The following is a 23,267-nucleotide window of genomic DNA, read 5'->3' on the forward strand; positions in this document are numbered from 1 at the left end:
ATGCAACTTTTTACATGAGTGGTACATCTAATTTATGAAACTGTCGTTAAAGCTTTTGAAACATTTTTTTTAGAAACCCGCCTACTCATGCTTAAACTGGAGCAAATCCATAAGTCCTATCAAACAGGAGTTCAGTCTTTACATGTACTAAAGGGGATAGACCTTACCATAGAGGAAGGTGAACTTGTATCCATTATGGGCTCGTCCGGATCTGGTAAATCTACCCTTCTCAACATCCTGGGGATACTCGATGCGTATGATTCCGGTGAGTATTACATAGCCGGAAATCGAATAAATAACCTTTCCGAAACGAAAGCAGCTTACTACAGAAACAGACTGATCGGCTTTGTCTTTCAGTCTTTCAACCTGCTGAACTTTAAAAATGCTATGGAAAACGTAGCATTACCACTCTACTATCAGAAAGTAAGCAGAAAGAAGAGAAATCTGCTGGCGCTGGAGTACCTGGATCGACTTGGCCTGAAGGAATGGGCAGAACATTTGCCAAGTGAGCTGTCCGGAGGTCAAAAGCAGCGTATAGCTATAGCCAGAGCCCTGATATCTGATCCATCGGTGATCCTGGCTGATGAGCCGACCGGAGCTCTGGATACCAAAACCTCCCAGGAGGTAATGAGCATCATTAAAGATGTAAATGCTATGGGAAAAACCATAGTGGTAGTTACCCATGAAAATGAAGTAGCAGCCGAAACTCAAAGGATCATCAGGCTGCAGGATGGAGTCATACTAAATGAAGATCACAAATTGGCAGAAGCCTGATACACCACAAAGACCCCGATAATGTTTGATCTGGATAAATGGCAGGAAATATTTTATACCATCGATAAGAATCGATTAAGGTCTTTTATCACTGCTTTTAATGTGGCCTGGGGGATTTTTATACTTATCATACTCATGGGTTTTGGACGCGGGTTTCAGAATGGAGTCGCTAACCAGTTTAAGGATGACGCGGTAAACAGTATTTTTATCTGGAGTGGTCAGACCAGCATGGCACATAAAGGAATGCAGCCTGGTCGTTGGATCCGGTTTACCAATGAAGACTATGAGGCCATCAAAGAAAAAATAAAAGGGGTGGATCATATTTCAGGTAGATTTTATGTGAGTGGAGAATTTACCGTGAGGTATGAGGACAAATACTCATCATTTAATATCCGGGCGGTTCACCCTGATCATTCCTTCATTGAAAAATCCCAGATGATCAGTGGTCGCTATATCAATGAAAAAGACATCAATGAAAAGCGAAAGGTTACCACGATAGGTACCAATGTGGCTGAGATACTGTTTGGTACCATTGAACCTATCGGGAAATACATCACGGTAAACAGTATCAAGTATAAAGTGGTGGGAATCTTTAAGGATGAGGGCAGTGAGCGGGAATCAAAGGTGATCTATGTACCTATCACTACTGCTCAGATTGCTTACGGTGGCGGGCGAAGGATCCATGACTTCAGGCTTACTGTAGGGGATGCTTCATTTGAGGAGAGCGTACAGATACAAGACCAGATCCATACATTACTGGCCGAAAAACACCGGTTTTCCAAAGATGATCGCCGGGCCGTAGAAACCTTCAATCTTTTCGGGGAATATATAAGGTGGATGGGTGTGTTCAAGGGAATTCGTTTTTTCCTGGCCTTTGTGGGCATTTTCACATTGGTAGCCGGTATTGTGGGAGTGAGCAATATTATGCTGATTGTAGTAAAGGAGCGAACCAGGGAAATAGGAGTGCGAAAAGCAGTGGGCGCATCTCCCAGATCAGTAATTGGCTTGTTCCTGATGGAGGCCCTTCTGATCACCTTGTTTAGCGGTTATGTGGGGATGGTCCTTGGCATGCTGTTCCTGGAATCAGGAGCTCTGACAAACCTTATGCTTTCATTTGGTTTCCCGATGGATTTTTTCATCGACCCACATGTAAACTTTTCGAATGCGGTGGTAGCCACCATCATACTGGCTGTCAGCGGAACGCTGGCAGGATATTTTCCTGCCAGAAAGGCTGCCAGGATACCGCCTGTTGAAGCACTCAGAGATGAATAATTTAACGCTCAGTAAAGATGTTTGATTACGACAAATGGCAGGAAATATTCAGTACCATCAGAAAAAACAAGATGCGTACGGCTCTCACTGTACTTGGGATCTTCTGGGGGATCTTCATGATCATTATCCTGCTGGGAGGTGGTAACAGCTTTCGGGATGGTGTCATGCGAGGCTTTGGAAACTGGGCAACTAACAGCGGCTTTTTATGGGGCAGGAAAACCACGATTTCTCACAATGGATTTCAGCCTGGCAGGTATGTTCGTTTTAATAATTCTGATACACGGATGCTTCTGAGCAGAGTGCCCGAGATCCGGTACCTGGCTCCCAGAAATAGCCTGGGCAATACAAACCAGGTGACGTATAAATCTGAGTCCGGCCAGTTTGAGGTGCTGGGCGATTATCCGGAGTACAACAAAATAGAGATCCATGATCTGCTGTACGGAAGGTTTATCAATGAAAAGGACATTCGTGAAAACCGGAAAGTAGCAGTCATTGGTATGAATGTGAAGAAAGTCCTCTTCGGAGATGAGGTAAACCCTATTGGTGAGTTCATCACCATCCGAAAGGTAAACTTTATGGTAGTGGGAGTGATCAAACCCGTGCGAAGTGAGGGAAACAACCAGGATCAAAATCGGATCCACCTGCCGTTCAGTACTTTTCAAAAAGCATTTCACTATGGAGACCGGGTAGGATGGTATGCCTACTCTGCAGTGCCTGATGCTGACATTATGAAAATGGAGGAGGAAATCCTCACATTGCTGAAAGAGAAAAACAACATCCATCCTAAAGACGAAGATGCAATAGGACATTTTAATCTCCAGGAGGAGTATAATGAGATCAACGGACTTTTTAACGGACTGGAATACTTTACCTGGTTTGTAGGGCTAAGTACACTTTTCGCCGGGATTATCGGGGTGAGTAATATCATGCTGATCATCGTAAAGGAGAGGACTAAAGAAATAGGTATCAGAAAATCGCTGGGAGCGACCCCTGGTTCCATTATTTCTTTGATCCTTCAGGAGTCCGTTTTTCTCACAATGATCGGTGGTTACATGGCACTTGTTACGGGTCTGTTGCTCCTGGAAGGAGTTGCACAGATCATACCGGAGGGAGATGATATGCCTTTTGCTGCTCCCTCAGTCAATCCCGCTATTGCCCTCGGGGCATTGGGTATTCTGGTGGTTGGAGGAATGATAGCCGGTATTTTACCAGCACGAAAGGCAGCTTCTATCAATCCTATAGAAGCCATTAGAAATGAATAATATTTAAATATAAGGTTGAAACATAAAGGTTATGAAGAAATTTTTTAAAATTCTGCTTATTGTCATTTTCATTGCGAGCTTAGGTTTTTTGGGGCTTTTTGTATACCAAAAATCTGAAAAACCGGCAATAGTGTTTCAAACGGACTCTACGTTTGTCACGGATATTGAGCGGAAAACCGTAGCTACCGGGGCCATCAATCCCAGGAGAGAGATTGAGCTCAAGTCGCAAGTCTCAGGTGTAGTAGAAAAGCTTTTTGTTGAGCCTGGTGATAATATAAAAACCGGGCAGCTAATTGCAAAAATTAAGATCATCCCGGATGTGGTGGCACTTAATAATGCAGAAGCCCGGCTGAAAGAAGCTGTTATTAACTTCAAAAATTCTGAAAAGGAGCTGGAACGTCAACACAAGCTTTTCGAAGAAAAGGTGATTTCGGAACAGGATTATAATCAGTTTCGCCTGTCCTATGACCTGAACAAACAGCAGGTAGATGCTGCTGAAAACAATCTGGAGCTGATTAAGGAAGGCGCTTCCAGGAAATCAGGGGCTATCTCTAACCTGGTTCGTTCCACAGTGGGTGGAATGGTACTGGATGTGCCGGTGAAAGAAGGAAACTTTGTCATTGAGACCAATACATTTAACGACGGCACCACTATCGCTTCGATAGCCGATATGAGTGAGATGATCTTTGAGGGAAAAGTAGACGAGGCAGAAGTAGGCAAGCTAAAAGAAGGTATGGAACTGGAACTGACAGTGGGAGCCCTGGATACGGTAAAGTTTACCGCCGAACTAGAGTACATATCTCCCAAAGGTGTAGAAGAGGAAGGGGCCATTCAGTTTGAAATTCGAGCTGCCGTTCTGTTGCTGAGCGACTACTTTTTAAGGGCAGGTTACAGCGCAAATGCTGATATTGTGTTAGACAGGAAAGAACAGGTCCTGGCTGTGAAAGAAAGCAATATTCTTTTTGAGGATGAGAAAACCTTTGTAGAGGTGGCTGTGGCTGAGCAGGAGTTTGAAAAGCGAGAGATTACTACAGGCATCTCGGACGGTATAAATATTGAGGTCATTGCCGGACTGACGAAAGAGGAGAAGATCAAGAAGCTTTAACCCAGGGGTGTGAATCATCGCTGGAAATAACTGCAGAGGAAGCTGGGAGACACAGTAAATTTGAACGGAATCTGGAAGACTTTAGACGTACAATCGTTAATATCCTACGTTTACGGTGTTGAAATCACTGAATTGCCCATTAATCAAAGCAAAAGTCGTGATCATCAATAAATCAATTAGTTGTCCGATAAATACCTGCTAATATCGAAATCCAGTTTTTCAGCCCATGCTTTAAGTGAGTCAATGATGTCGGAGGACAACGGAATACCTTCTTTCTTCCGCTTTTCGCGCAATCTTAATGCACGACTCCCTGGTATCCTGACGGGGTTTTGTGGGTCAAGGGGCTCAGACCCAAGGCATGCATCTACCAGGTATTGGGCCTGTCGGTTGAATGCATCAGTCCCGCCAAATCCCTGAGGATTGATCAGCTGAATGAACACACTTGCCCCCCATTGGGTCGGATGATCAGCTCTGCCATGACCAGCAAGTCCTGATGTCAGCATTTCAATCAAAAGTCCTAACCCGAACCCCTTGTAACCGGATTCCATTCCTCCCAGTGGCAAAATTGTAGAAGGCGGGTTTTCAAAGAATGAATTTGGATCATCGGTAGGTTGGCCATCTGGCTTAAGTAGCCATTTATAAGGAAGTTTTTCTCCCTTTTTTTTCTTCAAATTGACTAATCCATTCGCAGTGGTTGACATACTGATATCAATGATGATAGGATCGTTTTGCGTAGGTATCCCAATCGCAAGGGGATTCGGACTGTAAATCCCCTTTGTTCCTCCAAACGGGGCAACTGTTGCATTTAGTGGATCTGAACAGGATAAAAGCATCATCAGGTTTCTACGAGTGGCCTGTTCCGGATAAGCGGCCAGACATCCGATATGATGACTTTTTGCTATGGAAATCGTCACAACCGGGTGATGTTTGATCCGGTCAAATCCCAATTCCATGGCATTTTGTACCAGCCAGGGTCCGGACATGTAGTCTCCATTCCAGGTGATGCTTGCCCCGGTATCCCTCACCACCTCCGGCTCACCCTGCATTTTCATTCCACCTTTAGCCACATCTTTCAGATAGGGGTCGATCAGCGCCAATCCATGTGTATAGTGCCCCATGAGATCGGCTTCAACCAGTGTTTCGGCTGTTATCTGAGCCCGGTCAACCGGAAAACCCGAGCAGACCAGCAGATCTGTGACCATTCGGATGAGTTCTGTGTACTTATAGTGTGACATGATCGAAAACAGATAATTTTGATGCTACTTGTTAACTGCTCACTGAATAGTGCTCTGCCCTACTAGAAATTCTTTGCCCTGCTTACAGTTTTCGACCAACCAAGATAAGCGTTTTTTGCTTTGTTTTTACCTTCGCCTGCCAGGGTAGTGCCGGAATCCTGATCAAACGTCATTAGTTCATCAATATCCTGATAGATGCCCGATCCGATTCCTGCCAGGTATCCTGCCCCCAGAGCCGAAACATCAGCTATTTGAATATTGGTTACTTTTCGATCCAGCAGATCTGCAAGAAGCTGAACCACAAACTTGTTGTTGGTGATCCCTCCATCAATTTTAAGTTCAGAGAGTCGAGTACCTGAGTCTTGTTCCATGGCAAGGATCACATCGGTAATTTGATAGGGAACGGATTCAACGGACGCTCTAATAATGTGCTCCCTGGTGGAGTCAAATGTCAGGCCCTCAATGCTTCCCTTTCGTTTCATGTCCCAATGTGGCGCTCCCAGACCACTGAATGCCGGGACAATGTAGACCCCTCCATTGTCGTCCACGGACCTGCAAATTTTCTCCAGATCGGCAGCATCTTCAAATAAGCCCAGCTGGTTTTTTATCCATTCTATGGTGGCGCCAGCGGAGACAATAATCCCTTCTAGCGCATAATCCACTCGGCCTTCCATGCTCCAACAGATCGTTGATACCATTCCATTCTTTGATGATTTAGGCTGAGGGCCAATATTCATGAGTATGGAGCTTCCTGTACCCAGGGTAGCTTTAGCGTCGCCAGCTTTAAAACAGCGTTCGCCAAAAGCCGCAGCGTGAGAATCTCCGATCAGGGAGGAAATGCTGATCTTCTGATCAAGCATGCCGGCCAGGTGAGTTTCACCAAAGTGAGAAGCGGAAGGTCTTAATTCAGGAAGGTTTAGGTTTTGAAGACCAAAATCGGCCAACAATTCCCGGTCCCATTCTAGGGAGGTCAGGTTGAAAAACATGGTTCTGGAAGCGTTGGTATAGTCGGTCATGTAGCAGCTCCCCCCGGTTAACTTGTAAAGTATCCATGCATCAATATTACCGAAGTAGGCTTCGCCGGCATCTATCGCATTTCTTACTTTTGCATGATTCTGGTAGAGCCAGATCACCTTGGAACCTGAAAAATAAGGGTCAATGATCAGGCCGGTCCGTTGCTGTATTTTAGACTCCAGACCATCTTCTTTAAGTCTATCGCAGATATCGACTGACCGCTTGCATTGCCACACTATCGCATTATAAAGAGGAGTCCCGTTTTTATCCCAAATGACAAATGTCTCACGCTGATTCGAAATACCACAAGTCTTGATAGAGGATCGATCATTTCCTTTAGCATCAAAATCCTGCAGGCATTTCCTGATCGATAACAGGACATTTTGGTAAATATCCTCCGGGTCCTGTTCTACCATTCCTCCTTCCAGGTAGTAGGTTTTTAACGGTTCAGTTCCCTTGCTCAGGGCTTTGCCCTGCCGATCGAAAATGATCGTTTTGGTACTGCTGGTTCCCTGATCGACGGCCAGTATGTTGGATTCTGACATGTTTTATTCTTTGTTTTTCGAACTAGATTTATCAACGATCACCGAGCAGAATGACCAGCCCCTTGATGACCTGCTGCCAAAAAGGGGAGACATCCGGTAGTACCGTCCCATCGTTGAGTTCATTTCAACAGTTCTTTCGCTCTGGACGCTATACCCTCTCCGGAGATCCCGTAATGTTTAAGGATTTCCATCTGTGATCCTGTTACGGTATATTCATCCGGTATACCCATGATATGGAAAGAATTTTTGGCCCCTTTTTGAAAAAAATAGGAAGCACAAGCCTCTCCCAGACCTCCGTTTACCATGTGCTCCTCCACAGTAATGATGGGTCTCCCATTGTCGCTGAGTTGATCCAGAAGTGCGGTATCCAATGGTTTAATGGTATGCATACTGACCACTGTTGCAGACAGGCCCGTTTCTTCCTCCAGTTTTTCAGCTGCCTGCCAGGCCGGATAAACAGTCTCTCCAGTGGCGATAATGGCCAGGTCATCTCCTTCGCGAACCACTCGGCCCTTTCCAAATTTGAAGGTCTTGTTTTCCGGGTTTAGGTAGGGCATGGCTTTTTTACCAATTCTGATATAAACCGGTTTTTCTATGTTTGCCGCTGCCAGGACGGCTTCTCTTGTTTCAAAATTATCTGCCGGGGCCACAATAATTAGGTTATTGATGGCACGAAGTGCAGCATAGTCATGCAAACTATGATGCGTACTTCCCAGGCTACCATAACTTACACCGGCGCTAATGCCAACCAGGGTAACCGGATTATCAGAATAGGCCACATCATTCTTGATTTGTTCCAATGCCCGGGCACTTAAAAAACAAGCAGGAGAAATAGCAAAGCTTTTTTTCCCTGCAGAAGCCAGTCCGGCTGCTATGCCTACAAGGTTCTGCTCCGCAATGCCCACTTCAACGATCTGATCAGGAAATTTCTTTCCAAAAGGGACCAATTTGCCAGAACCTCGAGAATCGCTGGTGACCGCAATGATCTTCGGGTCTTTGGCCGCAAGCTCTTCCAGGGTTTTAGCAAAAATCTCCTGGTTGGGCTTACCCATTTCTAATGATCGTTCTTCTATTATGTCTAATTGCATGTTCTTAAATTAAGACCTCTGATTTGTCTAATTCCTGCTGGGCAGCTTCATATTGTTCAGCGGTAGGGACTCCGTGATGCCACTTGATCACTCTTTCCATGTAGCTTATTCCTTTTCCTTTAATAGTGTGGGCAATGATGAAATTGGGTTTTCCTACTTCGAAAGGACCATTGTTCAATGCTTGTTCCAACTGATCCACATCATGACCATCAACCTCTCTGACAGACCAACCAAAGGCTTTCAGTTTATCCTGCACGGGCTCTGTATTCATCACCTCGCGGTTTTCCCCCGTGATCTGTTGCTTGTTATAATCCAGTATGGCGTATAAATTGTCCAGGTTGTAATGTGCAGCCGCTAAAAAGGCCTCCCAGTTTGACCCCTCCGGCAACTCCCCATCACCCAACAAGGTGAAAACCCGATGGCTCTTTTTGTCAAGTTTGGCGGCAATGGCTTCCCCCACACAAAGGGCCAGCCCGTGACCAAGCGCTCCGGTGTTTTGTTCCACACCATTAACTTTTTTGGTCGGGTGCCCTATATAATGCGATTGATACTTTCCCATTGTTTTCAGGTCCGATTCAGGAAAGAATCCACGATCAGCAAGCGTAACATACAAGGCTTCAACCGAATGCCCTTTGCTCTGTATGTACCGGTCCCTGTCTGGGTCAGCGAAATTGTCCGGATCTACATTCAACACCCTGTTATACAATACATTCAGAATGTCAACGCAGGAGAGACTTCCACCTGTATGGCCTGCTTTGGCCATGTAAATATATTTGAGCAGGTTTTTCCTGAGCTTTATCGAGTTTAATCTTAATTCGTTTGCCTCCATATTATTGAATTCACTGTGAGAGTTGCCAGCAATGACAACCCCCTTTTCGCCTTTGTTTATTCATTCAATTGGTGGTGATAAACTTCATACCCCAGATAATTCTCAAAAGCTTCCTTTAGTATACCGGAGGTATGAGAAGCATTCATTACCACATGATGTTCAAACCCATTTTTACATATGTATTGCATTAGACCCTGAAGGTTCGGGATTCTGGCTACAGCTCTGTTCCCAAATGTTTTCAGCTCATCATCTGTCAACTCTCCATCGCCAACATAAGCTTTCATGACCCCTCTTATATCATCCGTACTGATGCGGCCAAATGTCAATGGTGATGCGGGAGTGCGTCCGTCCAGTGCGCCGTAGGTATTTTCTACACCTACGGTCGTACCAAGAATGGGGGCATTGCTGATTTCAATGTTCGGGAGAAAGGATTTTGCCCAGTTACCGCAATGGAACAGGACGCATTTTTCATCATCGTCAGCATAATTGTTGTTCCAGTCAACCAGTGCGCTGGGACTAGCTGAAGCCAACTGCAGGGCATACATGGTCAGAGTTCCGGTTACATCTACTTCACATGCACTTGGGATCATTCCTTCGCTAAACATGCTCGAACTTGTACAAACATTGCATCCATAGTTTTGCTGCAATGAAGTCCAGCATTGAATAGCGTTGGCATCCAGTACATTTTCTTCCATGAAATCATTCAGGACCACGTCCAGTCTGGCGATCTGGATCAGGGCTTCGTTTGGAGTCTTCCCGACAGAAGCATATTGATGTATTTTTTCCAGATGTTGTTTTACGCGATTGTCATCTTTAGATAATTTCTCAGCATTCCCCAGGATCTCTGACAAATCACAGGTCACCACTGAAATTCCATTTGCCTGCAAGATCTTTTCGCTGTATCTCACTGTGTTAAATTCCGTGGGTCTTGCACCAATAGCGCCGATCCGGACATTTTTCATTCCCTTAACCACACGACAAACTCCAACAAACTTCTTCAGGTCCTCCTGGAATGAGGGGTTGTCCGGTCGTACCACATGTTTTGTTGTCAGGGAGTATTTGATCCCGTATTGATACAGATTATTACATACTGAGATCTTCCCACACCAGGCATCTCTACGATTTGCGACGTTTAATTTGTTCAGATCATCCGGATACCCCTGAATCAGCACCGGTACGTTTAATCCGGACAGCTGTAAGGCATCTGCAACGCCACGTTCATCTCCGAAATTCGGAAGAACGACCAGCACCCCGGCTATTTCCTCTTTGTGCTTTTTAAACAGATCGGCACACTTTCTCGCATTTGTAAAGGTCTCAACACCACCAAGTTTTGAATCCTGTTCGCCCAGGATCACCGGAGTGATCCCATGTTCATCCAATACCCTCAGGATTTCCGCGCGGGCTTCGGATACCAGCTTGTCCGGAAAGAAGTCCCTGTTTCCTATAATTACACCTAAACTAAATTTTTTATATTTCATTTCTGGTTATTTTGTTTGTGCATGTTAAAGCTCCATTTCTACTTATCCATTGTATGTGAGACAGGTAGCCTTCCCTAATAGCAGTCTGACGGTTATATGTTCTACTGCTATTGCCCGATACTCCGCCTGCCAACCGTCTGACGCTGAAGATATAGGATCAACCCCCATGCGATCGCCCTGATTTTGTCATAAGTTCGGATTTTAAAGATATTCGGGCAGTAGCCGGGAAAAGCACCTTTTCTCCTGTTTTTTGAGATCCTGCTTTAACGTGAAAACCCAAAGGTAATAATTTTCGTTTTACTTTCTTTAATTTTCGTTTTTTTGCTTGTAGTTTCTTGTGAATAAGGAAAACAATACTCCCCTTCTATTTTGAATTTCCCTCTAATATCAGCATTTGGACAAAAATAGAGCTACTCTAAATAAGATATAAAAGGAAAAGACGATCTCTTTTATACCAATTATGTTTATGGTTTCTATTTTTAGGGTATGTTGATTATTTTCATTTACTTTCTTTTAACTTGTTTTAAGTTTTTGAATTACTGAAAGAATAGATTCGCCTTATCACAAGTAATTGGGGCGGTTACTATGTAATTTATTAAGTTGCTTTAGGATTTCAATTAAACCAGGTTTTACAGGATGAAGTTGGAGAATTTAATGGCCAATCAGCGTCGAGAAAAGATCATGGATCTTCTTCGGGAAGACGGGTCTGCCAAAGTGACGAATCTTGCGAAATTATTTAAAGTCACCGAGGTTACGATCAGGCAGGATCTCGAAAAGCTGGAAAATGATGGACTGATCATTCGTGAGCATGGAGGTGCATTTCTTAAAAATGTGGAAGACCACGTGCGCAATTTTTCCCTGACCCACCAGGAAAACATGGAAAAAAAAGGGTTGATTGCCGGAAAATGCCTGGAATACATAGAGTCGGGGGATACGATTATTCTGGATTCCGGGTCTACCACAACAGAGATAGCCAAAAGGCTAAAAGGCATGAAAAATTTAACGGTGATCACCAATGCCCTGAACATAGCCCTGATGCTTGGCGCTGAACCCGGAATAGAGGTCATTGTTACCGGAGGAGAATTCAAGCCGCCAACCTTGTCCTTAACCGGTCAGAAGGCTGCAGATTTTTTTAAAGGGCTAAATGTTCAAAAGTTGTTTTTGGCGACTGCCGGAATATCTTTAAAATCCGGACTTACCTATCCCAGCATTAGTGATATCGTAGTTAAAAAGGCCATGATAGAGGCGGCTGATATCACCTACCTGGTCGCCGATTCTTCAAAGATAGGAAAGAGCGCATTAGCCAGTTTAGGTGCACTTTCGTTGATCGATTACATCATTACTGACGAAGGTATTAACAAGAAGGATAAGAAAGTCTTTGAAGAGCACGAAATAGAATTGATCATTACCCATGCAAGCGAGTGATTTCTTGTGCTGTTCGATTCGATAAGACTTGCACCCACATGGACAGCGTAACTGGCGACTGCTTAAAAAATACAATAGGAAATAGCCTGACAGATCTTAGTATTCCCACCGCCTTGTGTAAAAGATGCCTTTTACAACCCCCTGTCTCCCCCTTTTTAAGGGGGAATCCTTGATTGATGATTATCGAATGCGAGGGGAATTCACTTTCCGTTTGTCAAGAGAATCTTAAACATACTGAAATCAGCGATCCGATAGTTATCGGATTGCCTACTTTTCATTTACAGAATCTTTGTCAAGAATTTACTGACTATATGTTGCGCTAACTTAACCCATTATCACCCATTCATGTCATAAATCTTACAATTCATCCATTTCTGACCAACGGCCTGTGTGGTAATTCGTTTTTCCTGATATGAGATACATCGTAATTGTAGTTTTGTCTGTATTGGTCTTTTACTGTTGTTCAGATTCCGGGACGGGTAACGCCCAGAAAGTTATTGATCAGGCCATAGCAACCCATGGAGGAAAGCACTTTATGGGTGCAACAGTTTCATTTGATTTTCGGGACAGAAGCTACAGTGCAACAAGGACAGAAAATAAGTATGTTTATACACGAACGTTTATTCAGGACGGAGATACCATAAAAGATGTGCTGGTCAATAGTAGTGAATTCACAAGATCCAGAAATGGAGATACGGTTTCCTTACCAGACACTATGAAAACGAAATACTCAAACTCGGTTAACTCGGTGCTGTATTTTGTCCAGTTGCCCTACCTGCTTAATGATCCTGCTGTGAATAAAACGCATCAGGGACAGGTAGAAATAAAGGGTGAGAAGTACGATGCAGTAAAAGTGACCTTTGACACTGAGGGCGGCGGAGAAGATTTTGAAGATGAGTACATGTACTGGATCAACCAAAAAACCCACAAACTGGATTACCTGGCCTATAACTATCAGACTGATGGAGGTGGAGTTCGCTTTAGAGAGGCCTATAACCGGGTGGTGCGAGGAGGTATCCTGTTTCAGGATTATGTCAATTATGAGGTGCCAGTGGGTACGCCTTTACGAAAGCTCCCAAAACTTTTTGAAAAGGGAAGCTTGAAAGAGTTATCCAGGATAGAGAATGAGGAAATTCAAGTGAGAAACTTAATCAATGCTTCCAATTAATAGTAAAACCACTGCTAAGCCCCAAATCCCAAATTGATACCAAAGGTTTGGTTTGTAGAAGTTTTTATGCCACAATGATTTTTCCTCCTTTTCCTCTGGGTTAACCATTTTGTTGTAAAAATCTACAAAATCTTTTTTTAACCACTCTTTTTTCAACCCTAATTCAAATAAATGAGTAGCGTAGTTGGTCATTCTCTTACTAGATTTTCTTTGAGTTATTATTAAAAATAAGAGATTTAGAATTATCTCAATTACAAAAAATGTAGCACTCAAAACTAGAGTGAATTGACACGTAAGATTCTCGTTTTGAAAAATAAAGAGAAGGGAAGCCGCACTAGTAGATAAAAAAACCACATCAACTCTTGCTGAAACGATTTTTACATTTTCAGATTCAGTCTGATATATCCTATTCAGTAGTTCATTGACAGATTTGATAGTCGATTTTTCTACCTTCTTTGACTTTTCCTCTCGTTTCCCTTTCATCTTTTAAGCTCTCTCTTCCCCAGCCATGGTCTTCTTTTGCTTTTGAAAGAACCACACCAGCATGACCACTCCTGCGAGAGAAAGCGGTATACTCAGGATCTGTCCCATGTTCAGTGCCAGGTCATCTTCAAAAGCCTCCTGGTTCATTTTGAAAAACTCATCTACGAATCTTAACGCCCAAAGGACGATCATAAACAGTGCAAAGTTGAAGCCCTGAGGCAGTGTAAACCGCTTGTTTTTCCAAAGCCAGAATAAAACAAGCATGATTAGCACACAATAGGCTGCTTCATAAAGCTGGGCTGCATGACGTACAATGCCTATCCCATAGATCTCTACGATGTTTCTTCCATCTTCCTGGTATACTTTGTAGGCCAGCGGTTCATCTTTCCCAAAATCTATGTGCTGAGTCACTTCATCATAGCTCACCAGCGCATTTCGGATCTGGTTTTCAAAAAATGCTTTATCTCTTTCAGTGAAATCTATTCCTCTTTCAAAAATCACTTTAGCCGTAACCGGATACCGGCCTGGCATATTGCTTACTTTATCTCCCCCTTTTTCAAAAGTGACCTCATCTACCTTTTCATCATCATATTCCAGCACCTCTTTGGTATACCGGGCGTAAACCACACCCATTTTGGAGTTGGTTTCTACACCTTCCATCTCTGAGTTTACAAAGTTTCCGGTGCGGATCATCGCACCTGTCAGCGCCACAACGATCACCAGGCGGTCCAGCATCCAGAGCATGGGGTACTGCGGGTACTTTTTTCCGAAAAGGTAAATAGCAATAATGATCCCAATGGCTCCACCATGACTGGCAAGACCCCCTTCCCATACTTTGATAATTTCTATAGGATTGGATAAATAATGGCCAGGATTGTAAAACAAACAATGACCTAAACGTGCCCCGATGACTGTGGCAACTACCATGTAAAGGGTAAGTTTCTCCACATCCTTCTCCGGCCGCCCTTCTTTTCTAAACATCCAGAACATAGCCTGCTGAGACAGAATAAATCCACCAGCAAATAATAAACCATACCATACTACTGGATGATCGATACCGGGGATGACAAAAATTTCAGGGTCGGGGCTCCAGATAAGGAAGTCGAGGATAAAATGCATGTATTAGTTTGTTTTCCAGAAATAGGGTGTAAATAACATTAAAACCGTAAAAAGCTCCAGTCTGCCCAGCAGCATCAAAAATGCCAGCAGCCACTTACCCGGAGCAGATATGCCGGCAAAGTTATCAACCGGGCCCACAGAACCAATCCCCGGACCAATATTTCCAAGACAGGTTGCCACAGACCCGATAGCTGTTTCAAAATCGGCCCCTAAAACACCCATAACAATAGACCCGATCGCGAAAATGAAAATATAGATCATGATAAACGCCAGAATGTTGTAGGTAATCTCCCTGGAGACAGCTTTGCCATTGAATCTTACGGGAATCACGGCATTTGGATGCAGTTGGCGCTTGAGTTCCAGGATGCTGTTTTTGATCAGGATCATGTGCCTGACGATCTTTACACCACCGGCCGTAGACCCGGCTGAACCTCCAAAAAACATCATAATAAAAAAGAGAATAGTAATGAAAGGGGTCCAGGCAGTATAATCAGCGGTGATGTATCCGGTGGTAGTAACGATAGAAACTACCTGAAAAGCTGCATCTCTAAATGATTGTTCCTGATTTTCATAACCCAATCCATAAATAACTCCCGCCACGATCAATGTAAAAAGGATGCAAGTTCCCAGATAGGATCTAAATTCATCATTGTTATAAACTTTTTTGAAACGTCCGTGCAGAGCGAAGTAAGTCATTGTGAAATTGGTTCCGGCGAGGAACATAAATACGATGATGACATACTGAATAAAAGGGGAAGTGAAGTAAGCAATGCTGGCGTTTTTGGTGGAAAACCCTCCTGTAGCCATGGTGGTGAGGCCGTGGTTGATAGCGTCATAAAAAGACAGGCCTCCGGCCCAAAGCAACAAAGTTTCCAGTCCGGTAAGCCCGATATAGATCAACCAAAGTCTTTTAGCCGTTTCTTTAATCCTTGGCTGAAGCTTATCCGGAGAGATACCGGGTGCTTCAGCTACGAATAGCTGCATACCACCAATACCCAATATCGGTAAGATAGCTACAGTAAGCACGATGATCCCCATTCCCCCTATCCACTGTGTAAGGCTCCGCCAAAAGAGGATCCCCTTGTTGACAGATTCGATATCCGTAAGGATTGTGGCGCCTGTTGTGGAAAAACCGGATAATGTTTCAAAGAAAGCATCGGTTAGATTGGGGATAGAACCACTGAGAATATACGGGAGCGAGCCAAAAAAAGACATGATAAGCCATCCTCCTGCTACTACCAGATAGCCATCCCTTTTCTTAAGTTCTTTATTGAGGTTTCGCCTGGAAAAGATCCACATCACAAAGCCAAAGGATGCAGTAACTGCCGCAGAACCAAGTATAGCCCACACATCTCCTTCTCCATAGTACAGGCTGAAAGGCAGGGAGGTCAGCATAAAGGCCCCATTGAGCATTAGTAAAGTGCCCAGGATGTTGATGATGACCCGATAGTTAAAAAACATGCCTTATTTAAAGAAACTTTCTACTTTGTGTATGCACTCGGATTTTGACAGCACCACTACCCGGTCTTTTGGCTGAAAGTGGAAACTCCCTCTCACAGTGTGTCCGGCACCTTTCCTGATGACACCTCCGATAATTGCAGTTCTGGGGAAATCAAGATTCCTGAGCTCCTGCTGGAGGATCTTCGAGTTTGGATGTACTTCAAACTCAAGGATCTCTGCATCTACACCATGAATACTGGTGAGGTTTAGTACCTGTCCCTTTCGGATATATCTGAAAATAAAGTTTGCCGCGATCAGTTTTTTATTGATCAGCGTATCTACCCCAATGCTTTGGGAAAGATGGATGTAATCCATATTTTCCACTGCAGCGATGGTTTTATTCACACCATTGTTTTTGGCTACAAGGGACGAGATAATGTTGGTCTCAGAATTACCCGTCACCGCAATAAAGGCATCCATGTGATCGATACCCTCTTCTCTTAGCAGGTCTATGTCCCGTCCATCACCATTGATGATCATGGTGTCTGTCAGCTCATCAGCCAGGGCAAAACATTTATCCTTGTCCCTCTCGATCAGCTTGATACTGTATTTTTTACTCAATTGACGGGCAGTATTGATCCCTACCTTACTGCCACCGAGGATCATAATGTTTTTGATGTCAAACCGCTCTTTTCCGGCCAGGGCCATTACCCGCTCAATCCCGCTGGGCTCGGCAATGAAATAAGCGTGATCATTGAGCTGGAACTTATTTTCACCATGTGGAATGATCGTGTGATTATCCCGGAGGATAGCTATTGTAGTGAAATTATGATCCGGGTTGAGATACGCAGTTTCGGTAAGTGTTTTATCTCTTAGCTCAGAGTTTTCGTCCACAGTGATCCCGATCAGGGAAAGCATTCCTTTCTCAAATTCAAACGTATCAGTAAGAGCGGACTCTTTCAATAATCGCTTGATCTCACGGGCAGCCAATGATTCCGGAGAGATAATTTCATCTATACCGATGGTCTTCAGGTCACATTTTTCCCGCTGGTGCAAAAACTCGATATTGGAGACACGTGCTATGGTACGCTTTGCACCAAGGGTTTTGCCGATAGAGGCCGTAGTGATGTTGGTGTCCTCAATGGATGTCACTGCAATGAGCAGGTCCGCTTTTGAGACATTGGCTTCTTCCAGGACGTGGATGGAGGTAGAGCTGCCTTTTATTGTATGTACGTCCAGGTGGTTGGACGCATGTTCCAGGACTGCACTGTCCTGATCAATGAGGATGATGTCTTGCTCTTCGTAAGCTAAAAGCTTAGCCAGATGAAACCCCAGATCCCCGGCACCTGCAATGATTATTCTCATAGCAATTCCTTATAGGAGGGCAAATATAAAGCAAATGAAAGCCAGAGAAACAAACTTATTTGCCTTATTCGATAAGTTAACCATCTGGAGGGGTAAGTGTTATCTATGGACTGTCCGGCTGTCATTCTTTCACTTGCTTAAAATAAGCTTTTGCAGCCTGTGATACTTTAGGCGCCAGTAAAATGGCCCCGATCATCGTAGGAATGGACATAAGCCCATAGGCTACGAACACAATATTTACCACCACACTCAGGCTGGCCACGGACCCCACAAGGATCAAAGCAATGTACCAGTAATTAAATAGTTTGCCATACTTTGCTCCGATAAGGAATGACAGGCATTTTCGACCGTAATACGCTAAACCAAAGACTGTAGTAATTGCAAAGATCATTACGCAGATCAGCAAAATAAATGGTCCTGCCCCCGGTAGTGTTTGTTCAAATGCCTGTGCAGTAAGCAGGATGCCGTTTGCTTCTCCGGAATCCCAGACGCCCGTGATCAGGATACAAAGTCCGGTCATGGTGCAGATAATCAACGTATCAATAGCAGGCCCCAGCATGGCAACCAGCCCTTCCCGTACCGGTTCTTTTGTTTTGGCTGCTCCGTGCATCATCGGGGCTGTGCCTATCCCGGCTTCATTGGAGAAAGCTGCTCGTTTGGCTCCTTCTATTACGATCATACCAAAAGCTCCTCCCAACGCAGCTTTTGCCGAAAAGGCATCCTCGATGATAAACACAAAGGAGGGGATGATGTCTGTGGAATTCAGTATCAATATCAAAATTACACTTCCTGAATAGAGCAGCACCATTGCAGGAACAAGCTTCGAAGCTACATTTCCGATACGCTTGATACCTCCAAGGATCACAGCAGCCACCAGCAGTGCGATCACTATGCCCACGATCAAATTCGTATTGAACTCACTGTCAGCAACCATCCCGTATGGTTTCAGAAAGACATCCCGGATCACGGCCACCATTTGGTTGGTTTGAAATACGGGTGTTGCTCCAAAGAAGCCCACTACAGAAAAGAAAATGGCGAGCGGCATCCATTTCTTTCCCAGACCTTCCCGGATATAGTACATCGGACCGCCCTGTAGCTTGCCTTCGGAATCCTTCCCTCTGTACATGACCGCCAGTGTGCAGGTAAAAAACTTGGTAGCCATCCCGAGGAAGGCGCTTACCCACATCCAGAAAATAGCCCCGGGGCCCCCGGAATAAATCGCCAGAGCCACACCACTGATATTTCCCATGCCGATCGTAGCGGCAAGAGCTCCTGAAAGTGCCTGAAAATGATTGATCTCCCCCGGATCGTCCGGATCATCATATTTGCCTCTGAGTACATTTACGGCATGTCTGAAATACCTGAAGGGTAGGAATCGGGAATAGATCATAAAGAAAAATCCGCCTCCTAGAAGAAGAATGAGTAATGGTGTCCCCCATACAAAGTCGGCGGCTTCACTAAAAAACGCCTCTACACTCATAAGCTTTCTTTCGTTTCCAGAAGTGGCTTCAGTTTTTGCCAGACATTGTCAGCCACAATCTCATGGCCTTCAGGTGTGGGGTGGATTCCATCGGGGAGGTTGAGTTCCGGGTTACCGGCCACTCCATCGAGTATAAAGGGGATCAATATAACGTTTTTCTCTTTTGCTAACTCAGGAAAGATGGTTTCAAACTTTTTCGAATAGTCGCTGCCCATATTCGGAGGCACCATCATCCCTGCAAGGATGATCTTTACTTCCGGATTAGCTTCACGCACTTTTTCAATAATGTATTCCAGATTACTTCTGGTTTCGTCCAGATTAAGCCCCCGAAGGCCATCATTTGCGCCAAGCTCAAGCACAAATATATCCGGGACTGTTCGTAGCACCCATTCGATACGATTGAGGCCACCAGCTGTAGTTTCACCACTCAGGCCTGCATTTACTACTTTGTAATCATATCCGAGTGAATCAAGTCTTTCCTGGATAAGGTTCGGGAATGCCTGCTCCAGGTCCACTCCGTAACCTGCCGTAATACTATTGCCAAAGAAGAGAATGATGGGTTCATTGCTCTCTTCTTCAGAAATTTCCTGGCTACTAACTTCCTGCTCTTTGTTGTCGTTGCTCCCTGATTTGGTATTTTCACAGGCTGCAGCTAAAAACAGCAGGCCTGAAAAGATCAGGGTTATTCCATTGTACGTTTTCATAGATCCTGCAAATATATTGGCTAATCGTCAGGGATGACCCGAAAATTAGTAAACATGATCTGGGTGAATTCGTTTTATTCATTTAAACCCGGATAATCCGGGAATAATTAATGAGAACCTGTAACTCATTGATATCAATCATTTGTACCAAACAGCACCGTATTTTTCATGAATAATACGGGTTAAAACTCAATTAAATGTCGAGTATTTTAGAGGTAGAAAACCTAACCAAGTCATTTCAAAGTGGCCACCGTCAGATCAATGTACTTGAGAATATTTCCTTTGACCTGGAGGAAGGTAAAAGCATGTCCATCGTTGGCCCTTCCGGGAGTGGAAAAACCACATTACTTGGACTCTGTGCAGGTTTGGATCGGGTAACAGAGGGCAAAATAACCCTGAGCAACACACTGCTCAACAAACTCTCGGAAGATGACCTTGCTCAGTTGAGAAATCAGTATGTGGGCTTTATATTTCAGAATTTTCAGCTTATCCCCACCCTTACGGCGCTGGAAAATGTGATGGTTCCGCTGGAGCTGAGAGGTGAGAAAAATATAGAACCATTGTCCGGAGAGCTCTTAAGGCGCGTGGGGTTGGCCGATCGACTGGATCACTACCCCAGCCAGCTATCCGGTGGAGAGCAGCAAAGGGTGGCCATAGCCAGGGCGTTTGCAAACAGACCCAAGATCCTTTTTGCGGATGAGCCCACAGGAAATCTGGATGAAGAAACCAGCCACTCCATCGAATCATTGCTTTTTGAGATCAATAAAGAACAAGGCACCACTCTGGTGCTGGTAACTCATGATAATGAGCTGGCTGCCAAAACCGACAAGATCATCAAATTAAAGGGAGGAAGGATAGCTAATTGAGAATTGATAATACTGTAATTGAAAATTCTCCTTTTCACATTCTAATTAACAGATTTGGACAAAAAACTCAACATAGAAAAGTCGCATTATTCATTCACATGGCCGCTAAAAATGGCCTGGCGCGATAGCCGAAAGAGCAAAGGGAAGCTTTTCCTTTTTATCATGGCTATTTCTCTGGGGATAGCCGCACTAGTGGGGATTACTTCCTTTCGAGAAAACCTTCTCGCCGAGATAGACGATCAGGCAAAAACCCTTTTGGGAGCTGATATTGAGGTAAGGGATCGGCAGCCTATAGCAGATAGTGTCCACCTGGCTTTCTATAAGCTGGCGCCGGAGGTATCCTATGAAACATACTTTGCTTCCATGGTTTATTTCCCGCGAACGGACGGGACGAGGCTGGCACAGGTGCGGGCATTGTCCGGAGCATATCCCTATTACGGGAAAATAGAAACCATGCCGCCGGAGGCTGCAGACCGCTTCCAGAAAGACAAATATGCGCTGGTAGATGAGAAGCTGATGATACAATACAATGTATCAATCGGTGACTCGGTGAAAGTTGGTGAGCAGTCCTTTGAAATTATAGGCCGGCTGCAGAAGATACCCGGGCAAACAGATATTGGCGCCACGGCTGCTCCGGTGGTGTATATACCGTATGACTACCTGGACCAGACCCAGCTTATCAAAAAAGGGAGCCGCGTCAATTACATCAACTACTACATGTTTGACCCTGAAGTGGACACCACTGGCTGGCATAAGGTGGTGGAGGCTGCGGACAAAAAAGGCTACCGGATAGATGATATAGAAGAAACGAAAGAGGAAACGGGCAGGGCATTCAGAGACTTGTCCGGCTTTCTGGAACTTGTGGCTTTTACGGCATTACTGCTGGGGTGTATAGGCGTAGCCAGCTCCATGTATGTGTATTCTAAAGAAAAGGTAGGAATTGTAGCAACTTTGCGTTGCCTGGGTATGAAATCCAACCAGGCAATCTCCATATTCCTGATACAGGTAGGCGTTTTTGGATTCATCGGAGCAGTGGCCGGGAGTCTGATCGGTGTAGGGCTTCATATGTATTTGCCTGTTTTGGTGAGTGATTTTATTCCGGTGGACCTGGAGCCAACCTTTTCCTGGCTTTCAGTGCTCAGCGGCATTGGTATAGGCGTGGTGGTTTCTGTACTTTTTGCCCTGATCTCTTTGGTTTCATTGCGCAAGGTCAGCCCACTTCAGGCAATTCGATCGGACCTGGAAACAGGGAAGATCAGGCTGGACTGGGTCCAGCTAGTCGTAGGGTTTGGGATCCTATTATTCATATTGGTTCTGGTCTATTTGCAAATAGGTGAATTCGACCAGGCCCTGGTATTTACTTTTGGTTTGCTGGCAGCTATTATCATCCTGGGCCTTACGGGAAAAGGGCTGGCATGGCTGATCAAAAAATTGCTCCCAAACAGTATCCCCTATGTCTGGAGGCAGGGGCTTTCAAACCTTTACCGACCACACAATCAGACATCTCTGTTGATAACCACACTAGGCCTGGGCACTACGTTTATTGCTACCCTTATTTTCATGCAAAACCTTCTCGTAGACCGTGTATCAATAGCCGGAGCAGATGAGCGCCCCAATACAGTGCTTTTTGATATTCAGACACCACAAAAAGAAGAGGTAAGACAACTCACCCTGGATTATGACCTGCCAGTCATTCAGGAAGTGCCTATTGTGACGATGCGACTGGAGGAGATCAACGGGATTGACAAAGATGAGGCGTACAATGATACTACCATCAATTTGCCAGACTGGGCCTACAATCGTGAGTACCGGGTGACTTACCGGGACAGTCTGATTGATTCAGAAACACTGAAAGAAGGCAAATGGATCGGTAAGATTGAAGATCCTTCCGATTCCATTTTTATCTCGATAAGTAGTGGTTATGCTGAAAACCTGGAGCTTGAGCTTGGAGACGAAATGCTTTTCAATGTTCAGGGAGCGCTGATCAAAACCTACATCGGGAGCTTTCGCGAAATTGACTGGAACCGTGTACAGACAAACTTTCTGGTTTTGTTTCCTGAGGGTGTGTTGGAAAAAGCCCCGCAGTTTCATGTGCTGATCACCAGGATCAATAATAATGAGCTTTCCGCTCGTTATCAGCAGGCTGTGGTAAGGAGCTATCCAAATATTTCTATCATCGACCTGGAGCTGATTTTGAAAACCCTGGAGGATATTTTAGGAAAGGTGGCTTTTGTCATCCGTTTTATGGCTTTCTTCAGCATAGGCACGGGTATTCTCATGCTGATCAGCTCCATACTTTTAAGTCGTTTTCAGCGGATGCGTGAAAATGTCCTGCTACGCACACTTGGGGCTTCCAGTAGTAAACTTTGGAAAATTATTTTTGCTGAATACTTCTTCTTAGGAGCGTTGGGCGCTCTTTCGGGTATTCTGATAGCGGTGATCTTTACTACCCTTCTGGGTAAGTTTGTTTTTGAATTTACTTTTGTGCCAAACATTACAAGTATGCTTTGGATCACCCTGTCGGTAACCTTTGCCACGGTAGTCATTGGCTTGTTTAACAGTCGTGAGGTGATATCACAAAGCCCACTGGAAGTACTCAGAAGAGAGACCTAAAC

Annotated in this window: 19 protein-coding genes; 8 read left to right on the forward strand and 11 right to left on the reverse strand. The window is 44.6% G+C overall.

Annotation, left to right across the window (positions count from 1 at the left end):
- The first annotated feature begins 87 nt into the window (after positions 1–87).
- The 4 genes from AC3E9V_RS23875 to AC3E9V_RS23890 are packed head-to-tail and all read left to right on the forward strand — an operon-like array spanning position 88 to position 4,413.
- Entirely contained in the window at positions 88–774 is a 687-nt protein-coding gene (locus AC3E9V_RS23875) for an ABC transporter ATP-binding protein (protein ID WP_488750688.1), read from the forward strand.
- A 21-nt stretch (positions 775–795) separates the two neighbouring features.
- Entirely contained in the window at positions 796–2,046 is a 1,251-nt protein-coding gene (locus AC3E9V_RS23880; protein ID WP_488750689.1) for an ABC transporter permease, read from the forward strand.
- A 17-nt stretch (positions 2,047–2,063) separates the two neighbouring features.
- Positions 2,064–3,308, forward strand: coding sequence for an ABC transporter permease (locus tag AC3E9V_RS23885; protein WP_488750690.1), 1,245 nt, complete (start codon positions 2,064–2,066; stop codon positions 3,306–3,308).
- A gap of 31 nt (positions 3,309–3,339) precedes the next feature.
- Complete coding sequence (locus AC3E9V_RS23890) at positions 3,340–4,413, forward strand: efflux RND transporter periplasmic adaptor subunit (protein ID WP_488750691.1); 1,074 nt, start codon at positions 3,340–3,342, stop codon at positions 4,411–4,413.
- 176 nt (positions 4,414–4,589) lie between these two features.
- On the opposite strand, the gene AC3E9V_RS23895 is transcribed toward AC3E9V_RS23890, so the two are convergent.
- The 5 genes from AC3E9V_RS23895 to AC3E9V_RS23915 all read right to left on the reverse strand — a co-directional run bounded on the left by AC3E9V_RS23895 (position 4,590) and on the right by AC3E9V_RS23915 (position 10,602).
- The gene (locus tag AC3E9V_RS23895; RefSeq protein WP_488750692.1) at positions 4,590–5,648 is read right to left on the reverse strand and encodes an Ldh family oxidoreductase; all 1,059 of its coding nucleotides are present in this window, start codon (positions 5,646–5,648) and stop codon (positions 4,590–4,592) included.
- 62 nt (positions 5,649–5,710) lie between these two features.
- On the reverse strand, positions 5,711–7,207 hold the full coding sequence (locus AC3E9V_RS23900; RefSeq protein WP_488750693.1) for an FGGY family carbohydrate kinase: 1,497 nt from the start codon (positions 7,205–7,207) through the stop codon (positions 5,711–5,713).
- Positions 7,208–7,326: 119 nt separating this feature from the next.
- The gene (locus AC3E9V_RS23905; RefSeq protein ID WP_488750694.1) at positions 7,327–8,295 is read right to left on the reverse strand and encodes a transketolase family protein; all 969 of its coding nucleotides are present in this window, start codon (positions 8,293–8,295) and stop codon (positions 7,327–7,329) included.
- A gap of 4 nt (positions 8,296–8,299) precedes the next feature.
- A complete protein-coding gene (locus tag AC3E9V_RS23910; protein WP_488753681.1) occupies positions 8,300–9,157 on the reverse strand; it encodes a transketolase in 858 nt (285 codons plus the stop codon).
- A 23-nt stretch (positions 9,158–9,180) separates the two neighbouring features.
- Complete coding sequence (locus AC3E9V_RS23915) at positions 9,181–10,602, reverse strand: L-fucose/L-arabinose isomerase family protein (RefSeq protein WP_488750695.1); 1,422 nt, start codon at positions 10,600–10,602, stop codon at positions 9,181–9,183.
- Positions 10,603–11,238: 636 nt separating this feature from the next.
- Between AC3E9V_RS23915 and AC3E9V_RS23920 the strand changes: the two genes are divergently transcribed.
- Together AC3E9V_RS23920 and AC3E9V_RS23925 are read left to right on the forward strand one after the other, a co-directional pair.
- Positions 11,239–12,027, forward strand: a complete 789-nt coding sequence (locus AC3E9V_RS23920) for a DeoR/GlpR family DNA-binding transcription regulator (RefSeq protein ID WP_488750696.1) — start codon at positions 11,239–11,241, stop codon at positions 12,025–12,027.
- Positions 12,028–12,439: 412 nt separating this feature from the next.
- On the forward strand, positions 12,440–13,195 hold the full coding sequence (locus AC3E9V_RS23925) for a DUF6503 family protein (protein ID WP_488750697.1): 756 nt from the start codon (positions 12,440–12,442) through the stop codon (positions 13,193–13,195).
- On the opposite strand, the gene AC3E9V_RS23930 is transcribed toward AC3E9V_RS23925, so the two are convergent.
- The 6 genes from AC3E9V_RS23930 to AC3E9V_RS23955 all read right to left on the reverse strand — a co-directional run bounded on the left by AC3E9V_RS23930 (position 13,175) and on the right by AC3E9V_RS23955 (position 19,786).
- Entirely contained in the window at positions 13,175–13,678 is a 504-nt protein-coding gene (locus AC3E9V_RS23930) for a hypothetical protein (RefSeq protein WP_488750698.1), read from the reverse strand. The genes AC3E9V_RS23925 and AC3E9V_RS23930 overlap by 21 nt on opposite strands.
- Positions 13,679–13,681: 3 nt before the next feature.
- Positions 13,682–14,797 (reverse strand): prolipoprotein diacylglyceryl transferase, encoded by a 1,116-nt coding sequence (locus AC3E9V_RS23935; RefSeq protein ID WP_488750699.1) that lies wholly within the window; start codon positions 14,795–14,797, stop codon positions 13,682–13,684.
- Between the two features lie 3 nt (positions 14,798–14,800).
- Positions 14,801–16,258: a TrkH family potassium uptake protein gene (locus tag AC3E9V_RS23940; protein ID WP_488750700.1), complete on the reverse strand. Its 1,458-nt coding sequence runs from the start codon at positions 16,256–16,258 to the stop codon at positions 14,801–14,803.
- 3 nt (positions 16,259–16,261) lie between these two features.
- Positions 16,262–17,602, reverse strand: coding sequence for a Trk system potassium transporter TrkA (gene trkA / locus AC3E9V_RS23945; protein WP_488750701.1), 1,341 nt, complete (start codon positions 17,600–17,602; stop codon positions 16,262–16,264).
- Between the two features lie 121 nt (positions 17,603–17,723).
- On the reverse strand, positions 17,724–19,082 hold the full coding sequence (locus AC3E9V_RS23950) for an alanine/glycine:cation symporter family protein (protein WP_488750702.1): 1,359 nt from the start codon (positions 19,080–19,082) through the stop codon (positions 17,724–17,726).
- On the reverse strand, positions 19,079–19,786 hold the full coding sequence (locus AC3E9V_RS23955) for an arylesterase (protein WP_488750703.1): 708 nt from the start codon (positions 19,784–19,786) through the stop codon (positions 19,079–19,081). The genes AC3E9V_RS23950 and AC3E9V_RS23955 overlap by 4 nt, the downstream gene beginning before the upstream one ends.
- A 197-nt stretch (positions 19,787–19,983) precedes the next feature.
- On the opposite strand from AC3E9V_RS23955, the gene AC3E9V_RS23960 reads away from it, so the two are divergent.
- Both AC3E9V_RS23960 and AC3E9V_RS23965 read left to right on the forward strand, forming a co-directional pair.
- Entirely contained in the window at positions 19,984–20,652 is a 669-nt protein-coding gene (locus tag AC3E9V_RS23960) for an ABC transporter ATP-binding protein (RefSeq protein ID WP_488750704.1), read from the forward strand.
- Between the two features lie 54 nt (positions 20,653–20,706).
- On the forward strand, positions 20,707–23,265 hold the full coding sequence (locus AC3E9V_RS23965) for an ABC transporter permease (protein WP_488750705.1): 2,559 nt from the start codon (positions 20,707–20,709) through the stop codon (positions 23,263–23,265).
- Positions 23,266–23,267: the final 2 nt, after the last annotated feature.

This window comes from Marinoscillum sp. HNIBRBA16962 (assembly GCF_057801515.1).